Source organism: Cypionkella aquatica, assembly GCF_030161095.1.
GTDB lineage: Bacteria > Pseudomonadota > Alphaproteobacteria > Rhodobacterales > Rhodobacteraceae > Cypionkella > Cypionkella aquatica.
The window spans coordinates 122,165-132,796 of record NZ_BSPP01000001.1; the positions used below are offsets into that span (position 1 = coordinate 122,165).

The 10,632-nt window shown below is 58.7% G+C and carries 9 protein-coding genes and 1 tRNA gene; 8 read left to right on the plus strand and 2 right to left on the minus strand.

From position 1 onward, the window contains the following. The first annotated feature begins 17 nt into the window (after positions 1-17). From QQJ98_RS00615 to kdsA, 4 genes are all read left to right on the plus strand, one after another. Positions 18-1,253: a Na+/H+ antiporter NhaA gene (locus QQJ98_RS00615; RefSeq protein WP_284323379.1), complete on the plus strand. Its 1,236-nt coding sequence runs from the start codon at positions 18-20 to the stop codon at positions 1,251-1,253. A 420-nt stretch (positions 1,254-1,673) separates the two neighbouring features. Further along, positions 1,674-2,327, plus strand: a complete 654-nt coding sequence (locus tag QQJ98_RS00620) for an ABC transporter ATP-binding protein (RefSeq protein WP_284323380.1) — start codon at positions 1,674-1,676, stop codon at positions 2,325-2,327. Beyond that, positions 2,311-4,038: a capsule biosynthesis protein gene (locus tag QQJ98_RS00625; RefSeq protein ID WP_284323381.1), complete on the plus strand. Its 1,728-nt coding sequence runs from the start codon at positions 2,311-2,313 to the stop codon at positions 4,036-4,038. The genes QQJ98_RS00620 and QQJ98_RS00625 overlap by 17 nt, the downstream gene beginning before the upstream one ends. Continuing rightward, the gene (gene kdsA / locus QQJ98_RS00630) at positions 4,035-4,865 is read left to right on the plus strand and encodes a 3-deoxy-8-phosphooctulonate synthase (RefSeq protein ID WP_284323382.1); all 831 of its coding nucleotides are present in this window, start codon (positions 4,035-4,037) and stop codon (positions 4,863-4,865) included. Before QQJ98_RS00625 ends, kdsA begins: the two co-directional genes overlap by 4 nt. A gap of 177 nt (positions 4,866-5,042) precedes the next feature. Here the strand turns inward: kdsA and QQJ98_RS00635 are convergent, their stop codons facing one another. After that, positions 5,043-6,221, minus strand: coding sequence for a BaiN/RdsA family NAD(P)/FAD-dependent oxidoreductase (locus QQJ98_RS00635; protein ID WP_284323383.1), 1,179 nt, complete (start codon positions 6,219-6,221; stop codon positions 5,043-5,045). Positions 6,222-6,323: 102 nt separating this feature from the next. Here QQJ98_RS00635 and QQJ98_RS00640 point away from each other — a divergent pair. The 4 genes from QQJ98_RS00640 (at position 6,324) to QQJ98_RS00655 (ending at position 9,846) form a co-directional block, all read left to right on the plus strand. Then, positions 6,324-6,398: transfer RNA gene (locus tag QQJ98_RS00640), tRNA-Gln, on the plus strand. A gap of 364 nt (positions 6,399-6,762) precedes the next feature. Continuing rightward, positions 6,763-7,584, plus strand: a complete 822-nt coding sequence (locus QQJ98_RS00645) for an acyl-CoA desaturase (protein ID WP_284323384.1) — start codon at positions 6,763-6,765, stop codon at positions 7,582-7,584. A gap of 505 nt (positions 7,585-8,089) precedes the next feature. After that, complete coding sequence (locus QQJ98_RS00650) at positions 8,090-9,448, plus strand: primase-helicase family protein (RefSeq protein ID WP_284323385.1); 1,359 nt, start codon at positions 8,090-8,092, stop codon at positions 9,446-9,448. Positions 9,449-9,588: 140 nt separating this feature from the next. Beyond that, on the plus strand, positions 9,589-9,846 hold the full coding sequence (locus QQJ98_RS00655) for an HNH endonuclease (protein ID WP_284323386.1): 258 nt from the start codon (positions 9,589-9,591) through the stop codon (positions 9,844-9,846). A gap of 190 nt (positions 9,847-10,036) precedes the next feature. Here the strand turns inward: QQJ98_RS00655 and QQJ98_RS00660 are convergent, their stop codons facing one another. Continuing rightward, positions 10,037-10,405 carry a hypothetical protein gene (locus QQJ98_RS00660; protein ID WP_284323387.1) on the minus strand — a complete coding sequence of 123 codons (369 nt, stop codon included), beginning with the start codon at positions 10,403-10,405 and terminating at the stop codon, positions 10,037-10,039. Positions 10,406-10,632: the final 227 nt, after the last annotated feature.

The following is a 10,632-nucleotide window of genomic DNA, read 5'->3' on the forward strand; positions in this document are numbered from 1 at the left end:
TGCCGCGGATTGCCCCTATGTATCGTGTCTCGCCTTTCGTGCGTCATTTCGCGCTGGCTTTGTGTCTTGGCATCCTTGCGGCGACGCTGTGGCTGAACCTGAACGCTGCCAGCTACTATGATTTCATCGAATGGCGGCTGGCCGATTTGCATGCACCCGGCTTTCTGCCCGAGTGGCTGACGCGCTGGGGCGTGCAAAGTCCGGCGCTGACGCCTGCCAGCATCACCTCGGATGGCTTGATGGCGCTGTTCATGTTCTTTGTCGGCAAAGAATTGTGGGAGGCGCTGATCCTGGAGCGCGGCGCTTTGTCCGGCCCGCAATCCATTGTGCCGCTTGGCGGGGTGGTCGGGGCAGCCTTTGGTGCCGCCGTGGTCTGGATCATCGCAGGCACGATGATCGAAACCGCCGCAGAGGCATCTGTCGCCATCGGCTGGCAGGTGCCGCTGGGATCGGATGTGGTGCTTGGCTATGTGATCGGGCGGCGGGTGTTTGGCGCAGGGCATCCGGCGCTGCATGTGCTGCTGCTTGTCACCATTGCCTGCGATGTGCTGGGGCTGTTGGTGCTGGGCCTGTCCTATCCCAGTGGTGGGTTGTTCCGGTTGGGCTGGTTGGTGCTGCCGCTGATCGCGAGCTTTGCGGTCTGGGCGCTGTACGGTCGCCGCCCCAGCCCCAAGGCGTCAGAGGCGGCACGGCGGCGTGGCTTGCAGCTTTGGCCCTATATACTGGCAGGCGTGATTTCCTTTGTCGGGATTGCGGCCGCTGGGCTGCCGCCCGCGCTGGGGCTGCTGCCGGTGCTGCCAGCCATTCCGCATGCCGACCGCAGCTTTGGCTTGTTTGCCGAGGCCGAAAATCTGTTGCACGATCCGCTGAACCGGCTGGCACATCTGCTGGTGCGGCCCTTGGCGCTGGTGTTGTTTTTGTTCGGGCTGACCCGTGGCGGCATCGACTTTGCAGCCTTCGCCCCCACCACCCTGACCACGCTTGCCGCGTTCTGGATCGGCAAGCCCTTGGGGTTTCTGGTCGGCTGCATGCTGGCCGCGCGCATCACCCGCCGCACCCTGCCGCAAGGCATCCGCCTGCGAGAGCTGTTGCTGATCGCGGCGCTGCTGGGCTTGGGCTTTACCGTGCCGGTTCTGGCGCTGGAGACCGCTTTGCCCGGCGGCGGCATGGCCGAAGCCGCAAGGATGGGGCTGGCGCTGTCGTTGCTGGCGGGCGCTTTCGCGCTGCTGCTGGCGCGGTTGACCCGGCGCTGAAAATCCTGCCTGCAACTGGCATAAAGCCGGTCTGGTTTTGCTGCAAATTCTGTCCCAGCTGGGACAAATCTCTGTAGGTTGCGGATCGGAGAAATTTACCCACTAAATATTGAAATACACGCCGTTTTAGCGGCGTTTTGCGCCGTGGGATTGCAGTGCGAAAACCTGCGCATCCCTGGCGCGAACCACCGCAAAGATGTCCTGAAAACCGAAGGCTTGCGACCGAATTTCCCCAAGCCGCCATCGCCCCACCTTGCGCCATTGTCCACAGATGCGACATAATGATGCCTCAAAGCCGGGATAAATCTGGCATTGGCTCTTGTGGGCAACCATGAACCAAGCGTTAACACATCCGGGCTAAGGTTGGCGCAGGCTGGCCTGAAACGATTTAGAAGCAGGAGGCAGGCCCGCCGGGCAGCCATGATCGCGTTTGAAAATGTCAGTAAGTCCTTCTGGACAGGTAAGTCGCGCAAGGTGATCCTTGACCGCGCCTCGTTCAGTGTTGAGGTCGGCAATTCCCTTGGCATCCTTGCCCGCAACGGCACCGGCAAGACCACGATCATCAACATGATGGCAGGGCTGGAAAAGCCTGACGAAGGCCGCGTCGTGCGCACCTCGCGCATCTCGTTTCCGCTGGGGTTTATGGGCGGCATTCTTGCCAAACACACCGCAACCGAAAATGCCCGCTATATCGCCCGGCTTTATGGGCTTGATCCCGATTATGTCGAAAGTTTTTGCCGCTGGCTGGCCAATATCGACGAATATTTCGACCAGCCGGTTGGCAAATATTCCTCTGGCATGCGCTCGCGGTTTTCCTTCGCGCTGATGTTGGCGCTGGAGTTTGATATTTATCTGATCGATGAGGGGATGCCCTCCTCGACCGATGTGGAATTCAACCGCAAGGCCGGCGAAGTGCTGCGCCAGCGGCTGAAAAATGCCACCGTCGTGGTGGTCTCGCACCAGCCAGCGACGCTGGAAAAGTTCTGCCGCTCGGCCGCGGTGTTGCGCAATGGTCAATTGTACATGTTTGAATCTTTAGAAGAGGCGAAGCGGCTTTATGACTACCAAGCTTAGCGTTCAGCGGTTTCGCACCCGCCGCCCAGACCCGATTGAGGCACCTGCCCCGTTGCCGCCGACCAGCGCCGCCATGCCTGCGGCCAAACCGACAGCCGCGCCACAGCCACAACCCACCGCCAAAGCGGGTAAACCCGCCACGCAACCAAAGATCGGCGATCGCGCCTTCTTTCCCACCGATGAAGACGATGGCTTTGCGGGCATGCGCTTTCCCACCGCGGCAAAACCCGACGCCGCTGCGGCAGCGGACTCTGCCCCCGCCGACATCGACACCATCCGGCAAGAGGGTCTGACCGGGCGGCAGTTGCGCATGGCACGCAGGCTGGCGCAAAAACACGGCCTGCCCGCAACTTCGGATTTCGATGCGGTGCGGCTGCTGCGCAACGCAGGCATCGACCCGTTTCAGGCCAATTCCGTGCTGGAGCTGGTCTCGTCTGGCGACGGCCCGCCAAAATCGCCCGGCTCGCGCGCATTGACCGTCACCCCGGGCGGCGATGGCGTGCAGTTGCCGCAAACCATCAAACCGATCCAACTGCCGTCCACCGAAGAGCAGATCGAGCGCGCGCATTTCGCCGAAGTCGGCAAGATTCAGCGCGATATCGTGGCACGGCGGCGCAAGAAATCGCTGCTGCTGGCGGCGCGGATGTTCGTGTTTGTGATGCTGCCGACCATCCTTGCAGGGATCTATTATTACACCATCGCAACGCCGCTGTATTCCAGCCGCACCGAATTCGTCATCCAGCAGAATGATGCAGCGCCGTCGGGGCTGAGCTCGATGCTGAAAGGCTCTGCGATGGCGACGTCGCAGGATTCGATCACCGTGCAAGGCTATCTGCAAAGTCAGGACGCGATGGAGCGTCTGGACAAGGATCTTAATTTCCGCGCGCATTTCTCGGGGCCGAATATGGATGCGCTGCAACGGCTTGCGCCGGATGCGACCCAAGGCGCGGTCTACAAGCTGTACCATAAATTCGTGAAAATCTCTTACGATCCCACCGAAGGCGTGGTGAAGATGGAGGTGATTGCCGCCGATCCGCAAACGGCGGTCAAATTCTCAAACGCTTTGCTGGGCTATGCCGAAGAACGCGTTGACATGATGACCGCGCGGGTGCGCGATGATCAGATGAAGGGCGCGCGCGAAAGCTATGACGAGGCCGAGGCCAAGCTGAAAGAGGCCAATGAAACCGTGGTTGGCTTGCAAGAGAAAACCAAGGTGCTGTCGTCCGAGGTTGAAATCAGCCTGATCACCGCGCAGATCGGCCAGCTGGACACGCAGCTGACCACCGAGCGGCTGTCGCTGGCGCAGATGGAGGCGAACTCCAACCCCAATCAGGCCCGGATGGAACCCGTCAAGCGCCGCATTGCGACCCTTGAGGATCAAACCGCGCAGCTGCGCGCCAAGCTGACCGAAAATGACGCCAACGGCCAATCGCTGGCGCGTGTGCAGTCGGAACTGCTGGTCGCGCAGGCCGAGGTGCAGACCCGGCAGCTGATGCTGGCGCAATCGCTGCAGGCCACAGAACTTGCCCGCAATGAGGCCAACCGGCAGACCCGCTATCTGTCGGTCTCGGTCAACCCGGTTGAGGCGGATGAAGCCGCCTACCCGCGCGCTTTCGAGTCGACTTTGGTGGTCATGCTGATCCTGATCGGGATCTATCTGATGATCACCATGACCATCGCCATCCTTTATGAACAGGTCACCTCTGGATGAAACAGATTAACATCGGCGGCTTGTGCGTCGGCAATGACCAACCTTTGCTGGTGATCGCAGGCCCGTGCCAGTTGGAAAGCCTTGATCACGCCCAGATGATCGCGGGTGTGATGGCAGAGGCCTGCGCCGCAGCGGGGGCGCAATATGTGTTCAAGGCCAGCTACGACAAGGCCAACCGCACCTCACTTTCAGGCCGTCGCGGCATGGGGATGGACGCGGGGCTGAAGGTGCTGGAGGCCGTGCGTGCCACGGGTGTGCCGGTGCTGACCGACATTCACGATGCCGCACAAGCGCGCGCGGCGGCGCATGTTGTCGATATCATCCAGATACCGGCCTTTTTGTGTCGCCAAACCGATCTGCTGCTGGCGGCGGGCGAAACAGGTGCGGTGGTGAACATCAAAAAGGGGCAGTTTCTGGCACCTTGGGATATGGAAAATGTCGCCAGCAAAGTCGCTTCAACCGGCAATGACAACATCCTGCTAACCGAACGCGGCGCAAGTTTTGGTTATAACACGCTTGTCACCGATATGCGCAGCCTGCCGATCATGATGCGCACGGGCTATCCGGTGATCATGGATGCGACCCATAGCGTGCAACAACCCGGTGGATTGGGCGGATCAAGCGGCGGGCAGCGCGAATTCGCCCCGGTGATGGCGCGCGCGGCGGTGTCCTTGGGCATTGCTGGCGTGTTTATTGAAACGCACGAGGCCCCCGATACTGCCCCCTCGGATGGCCCAAACATGATCCCGCTGGATAAAATGGCCGCGCTGATCGCCAGCCTGATGGCATTTGACCGCTTGGCGAAAGCCGATCCGCTGCACGTTTGAAGCGGTGCGGGTTGATGGGGCAAGAGCGGGGGCCAGCCCCCGCACCCCCGGGATATTTAGACAGAGAGGATGACACTTTTAGACAAATTTTAGCGGAAAATGTTAAGAAATGATGAATAAGGCCCCTGTAAGCCATTGATAACTAACAGGTGATAAAATGTCCACGCGTGGACAGCTTCACGCAACCTGCCCTGCAGCCCAGCCTGACGACCACGCCCATTGAAAATTATAGCCGCCGAGCCAGCCGGTGACATCGACCACCTCGCCGATGAAAAACAACCCCGGCACGCCGCGCGCCATCATCGTCCGGCCATCGAGGCCATCGGTATCAACCCCGCCCAAAGTCACCTCTGCCGTGCGGTAGCCTTCCGATCCCACCGGGCGCAGCCGCCACTCCCGCAGCATCAGGGTGACCCGCTCCAGATCGGCCCGGCTTATCTCCGCCATCGGCGCCGTGATCGCCAAATCGGCCTCGATATGCCGCGCCAGTTTCTCGGGCAGGATGCGCGCCAATACGGTCCGCAATGCTGCCCGTCCCTGCGCGCGCTTGGCCTGCCCCAGCACCGCCGCCACATCAAGGCCCGGTGCCAAATCCAGCCGGATCTCGTCCCCCTCACGCCAATAGCTGGACGCCTGCAACACCGCAGGCCCCGACAGCCCGCGATGGGTGAACAGAACCGCCTCATCAAAGCCGGTCCTGCCCGCAGAAACCCGCCCCTGCACCGCAACCCCGGCCAGCGGCACCATCCAGTCCAGTTCCTGCGCAGCAAAGGTCAGCGGCACCAAACCCGGGCGCAATTCGACCACGCCCAGCCCAAAGCTCTCCGCAACCTGATAGCCGAACCCACTCGCCCCCATCTTCGGGATCGACTTGCCGCCTGTGGCGACCACCACCGACGCCGCCCGCACCAGCCCCCGCGCGGTTTCAACTTCAAACCCCGCAGCCCCCCGCCGCACCGCCGTCACACCACAGCCGAGCCACAAGGCCACCCCCGCCCGCGCCATATCGCCCAGCAGCATATCGACGACCTGCTTGGCCGAGCCGTCACAAAACAGCTGGCCCAGGGTCTTTTCATGCCAGGCAATGCCAGCACCATCCATCCGCGCGATGAAATCCCACTGGCTGAACCGCTTCAAAGCCGACAACGCAAAGCGCGGATTTTTTGAGATGAAGCGATCCGCCGCAATCCCCAGATTGGTGAAATTGCACCGCCCCCCGCCCGAGATGCGAATCTTCTCGCCCGCAGACTTGGCGTGGTCGATCACCAAGACCCTGCGCCCCCGCCGCCCAGCCTCGATCGCGGCAAACATCCCCGCCGCGCCCGCGCCCAAAACAATGACATCCATCTGTTCCATAGCCCCTCATACGCTGCCAAACACGCGCCTGACAACCATACGAAGATTTTCGCAAAATGCCCCTTGCACCCCCCGGAACCCTTCGCTAAATACCGCCGCAGTTGGGGCGTCGCCAAGCGGTAAGGCATCGGTTTTTGGTACCGACATACGGAGGTTCGATCCCTCCCGCCCCAGCCAACTTCCTTCAGAATTGTCAGACTAATTGAGAAAAGCGGCAATGTCGCTGGGCGTTCTTATTTGCGGTCAAAGGCTTAGGCGCGGGTTTGCTGGCCTGCCGTTATTCGCGGTTTTGGCGGACCATGGGGCGTTCGTTGGCAGAAGTGCCCCAAGCGATGCCCCAAGTGCGGGTGGCGGGGTGAGTGTTGGCGGGGGCGATGACGCTTTGAGCCTATTGCTAAGTTAAAGGTTCATTGTTTATAGCTTGCGATATGGGATTTCGGCGAAGGGCAGCAGTGGATTGGGCGAAGCACTAATCTCGACTGATAGAGTGCTCGCCGTTGCGTCGGCGTCTGCGGTAGACGGACGGATTGTCTGGGAGCCGGTGAAGTCGCTCTGGTTCAGCGCCCACGCGATGCTGGGGGTGCTCGCTGTGGTCTTCGCGCCGTCTTTACAGGGTCTGGCGGTATTTGTGTTTTTCTCCGCAATCACAATTTGCGCCGGGCATTCGGTCGGGATGCACAGACTTCTGATCCACCGCAGCTTTGACACCTCTCCATGGCTGGAACGGATGCTGGTATGGTTGGGTGTGCTGGTGGGAATGGCTGGACCTCTAGGAATGATACGGGCCCATGACATGCGCGATTGGCATCAGCGGCAGAGGATCTGCCCACCGCATCCATCGCATGGCGCTGGATTTTGGAAAGATTTCTGGTGGCAAGTTCATTGCGTTTTTTTGCTTGAATCGCCTCCACTGTTTGTTGTTGAGGATCGCATTGCCGATGACCCGTTCTATCAATGGCTGGAGCGGTGGTGGATGCTGCAACAACTCCCTTTGGTGCTCTGCCTCTGGTTAGTGGGAGGTATAGATCTGGTGTTTTGGGGCGTTAGTCTGCGGATTGCGGTGTCGTTGTTCGGGCACTGGATGGTCGGGCATTTTGCGCATCGCAAAGGGCATCAGGCTTGGGTGATAGATGGATTGCCAGTGCAAGGTTACAATTTGCCGGGTCTTGGGTTACTGACTTTTGGCGAGAACTGGCACGGCAATCATCACGCCTTTCCACACTCGGCCCGCTTGGGTTTACATCCCGGGCAATCAGATCCGGGCTGGTGGTTCATTCAGGGACTGGCGGCGGTTGGCCTCGCTCGAAACGTTGCCGGGCCGGAAAGCAAGGCCGCTCGTGAAGGGCTTAGACGCTTAGAATAGTGTTTGGACGTGCCCATCACCAACCACAGCTTACCTTGCCTCTGCTTGTTCACTTTCGGCTGGAGGAATAGGTATAAGTAATGGATGATAAAGGGTTATCTGGAGGGACTGGAAGGTAGTGCTCCTCCTCCCCCTAGATCTTATAGGGAATAACCACCCTCCCCATCCTCTCCTCCCACCTAGCTAACCGTACTAGCATCAATTGCTGGCGTTCGATGCACCGGATGCAGGCCATCCTCAACCAACTCACATGCAGTGCGGGTGACAAGGGAGAGACATTTTCAGCCACGGATATTTCAAGACCACGCCTACGGCTTGACGTCGCGCAGGCTCAGGTGCATATGGCCTACGAACACCTAGTGATGACCCAGCGAGGATCCATCAGCGCCTGAGAAATCAGGATCGGGTTCAGCCAGCACCGACGCCGGCATTTTTCATAATCACCCTGTCTCATGGTTCGATATGCAATTTTTTCAGCATATGCCCAATTTTAAAGGAACAAATCTTGACCATACAGACTAACCTGCTCTTCGACACCCTCTGCACCGATCTCTGCGCCTCCTACGTGCGCCGAGAGACCCGCTTTTATCACGTTGACCACCCGACCGAACCACTATCCCGCCGAGACATTGAGCAAGCCTTCATCGCCACACTTGGCACTAGGTATCCAGTCGAGCAAGTCACCCAACCGCTGCTCAAGCAAGTGTTCGACATTGGCATCGAACGCAAACATTCCGACCGAAACCGCAGCGTACCAGTGTGGGGCGGGTCTATGGCGTGTCACCCCGGAAACCCAAACAGGGTCATCTGGAAATCCAACGGCACCGTAAGCCTGAATACTTGGAAATCTCCGACTTATCGTGGCCTAGGCATCACCGAAGCCACCTACGGCCCGTTTGAGGAATTCTTCAACTGGGTTTTTCCACGAGAGGAAGAAAGGACACGCATCCTCGACTGGTTAGCATACTGCTTGCAACACGAAGACCAAAAGCCAGCTTGGGCGCTACTTCTCTACTCCAAAGAAAAAGGAACAGGCAAAAGCACCTTCTGCGACCTCGCACGCAACCTGTTTGGCGCTGATAACACTGCCACCCAAAACAACGTGGACAAGCTGACATCCCGTTTCAACAACTTTGCCTTCACCAACCGACTGGTGATCTCCGAGGAACTCAGCCTGCGGCCAGACTCCAACCAGTCCAATGCCCTGAAGACCTACATCACCGATAAGGTGGTTGCCACTGAACGCAAGGGCAGAGAAGCAGAACAGACCCCCCTTGTTTCTTGTTTTCTCTTCACCACCAACCATTTGCCCACCTTCTTGGAACAGGGTGAACGTCGCTACTATATCGTCAACACAGGCCATGCTGGCTATGCTTCAGGTCCACGGGCTGGTGAATTTTCAACCCTCGTCGGCCAAATCGTTGCGGCAATGCGTGAGCCTGCTCAGATCGCTTATCTATATAACGCCCTGATGGCCAGAACACTGAGCGACAGCTTTGACGGGCAAACACTTAACACCGAACTTCATGGCACCCCGTTGATGAAGCAACTTCAAGGGGCCGCTGCCCATACCAACATCGAACAGCTGCAAGAGTTCTTAGACGCCAAAAAGTACCTAATCGTCACCCAAACTGAGGTGGCAGACTTCGTAGCCAGTACGTTCCGGAACAGTGCAAACGCCACCCGGCACTTGATGATGGAACTTGGCTGGACCCACTGCAACGTAAAGTGGGGCGGGGCTGACTATGCGCGGGTGCTGTGGGCAAAGCCGGGGCACTCGGTCGCTGACGGAAATATCTATAACTCTAACGGTCTGGTCGCGGCTGTCTGCGACTACCTGCCAGCGACAGTGGTGATCAATTAATGCCACAGCTCCAGTTCTTTGACTTCCGAGACAACTCGCAACAGTTATGGGATGAAATCTTGGCCACCCAGAAAGACGCCGCCCAGTCTCTGGCCTATAAACTCGTCTCCGAAGCTGTCAGAGATGAGAACGGTTGCCTCTTGACCGAAACCACCGCGACTAGAAAGGTACGCTTCGCAAGGTTGCAGTTCACAGCCTATCGGTTCATCTACTGCGCGCTAACCGAAACCGCTGCCAGCAGTGATCAGGTGATCCGTCACCGCTGCCACAATCGTCGCTGCGTAAACCCCGAACATCTGACCATCGGCACTAAGGCTGACAACAAGCACGACGACTGGGAATACTGGGCAAACGGCATCGACAGAGCCTACCTCGGGACTGTGGCTATGCACCCCTAGGTTGCATGAATCAGCACCCTCCGCACCCTTAGAACGGCCCTACGGGGCCCTTCTTACTCCCGCTACCCGCCCAGAAATCCGCAGATCAAAAACCAGCCCAAGCCCCCTTCCAAGACCCGCATCAGCTTCTGGAAACGATGAAAAAAGCAAAGTAGGCACCCCCAGCAGCCGAAGCCACTGAGGGTCTTAGTTAAGGTTTCTTAGGCCAATAGCTCCACATTGCGGCGATCAGAAGCACGCAAACTGCGCAGAGCCCAATGAAAAACATCACCGCCAAGGGTTGATCGCGTGTCGGTCGAACCCAAACGATCACCAGAATGATGAAGCCGATGAAGGGCACTGATAGCAAGGCACGCACCAACAGCCCGAACAGCCTTGTCCTGAATGACCAAACTGCAACGGCCAGCCCTCCGAGGACGATCAAACTGCCAATGACCAGAAAATTGGTGAAGCTTTCGTTAAGTTGGCGCTGATAGTAGTTCTGCCAGTTACTTGCGGCCAAGGCTGCGAGTGCTGCAAGACCGGCGGTCAAGGCAAGACGTATCAAGACTGAAAACATGTGTTCTCCCTCTTACCGTTTGGTGATTTCGACATACTGGTAAACTTCCCGCCCATCGTAGCGCAGGCACTCGAATTGCTCGTCGCCCTTAGCAACTGAACTGTTCATCCACTCGGTTTGGCTAATGCAGGCGGTCAGGCTGTTATACAGCTCGGGTTTATCGGTCCTGACCTGCCACTGGTCTTTCATCCAGCCACGACCGGAGCCCGGTGGTCATTTACGCCTAC

Excerpts from the sequence above, each read along its gene's own strand:
- QQJ98_RS00620 (WP_284323380.1), top strand. The coding sequence starts at position 1,674 with ATGATCGCGTTTGAAAATGTCAGTAAGTCCTTCTGGACAGGTAAGTCG.
- QQJ98_RS00615 (WP_284323379.1), top strand. The coding sequence starts at position 18 with ATGTATCGTGTCTCGCCTTTCGTGCGTCATTTCGCGCTGGCTTTGTGT.
- QQJ98_RS00660 (WP_284323387.1), bottom strand. The coding sequence starts at position 10,405 with ATGTTTTCAGTCTTGATACGTCTTGCCTTGACCGCCGGTCTTGCAGCA.
- kdsA (WP_284323382.1), top strand. The coding sequence starts at position 4,035 with ATGAAACAGATTAACATCGGCGGCTTGTGCGTCGGCAATGACCAACCT.
- QQJ98_RS00625 (WP_284323381.1), top strand. The coding sequence starts at position 2,311 with ATGACTACCAAGCTTAGCGTTCAGCGGTTTCGCACCCGCCGCCCAGAC.
- QQJ98_RS00635 (WP_284323383.1), bottom strand. The coding sequence starts at position 6,221 with ATGGAACAGATGGATGTCATTGTTTTGGGCGCGGGCGCGGCGGGGATG.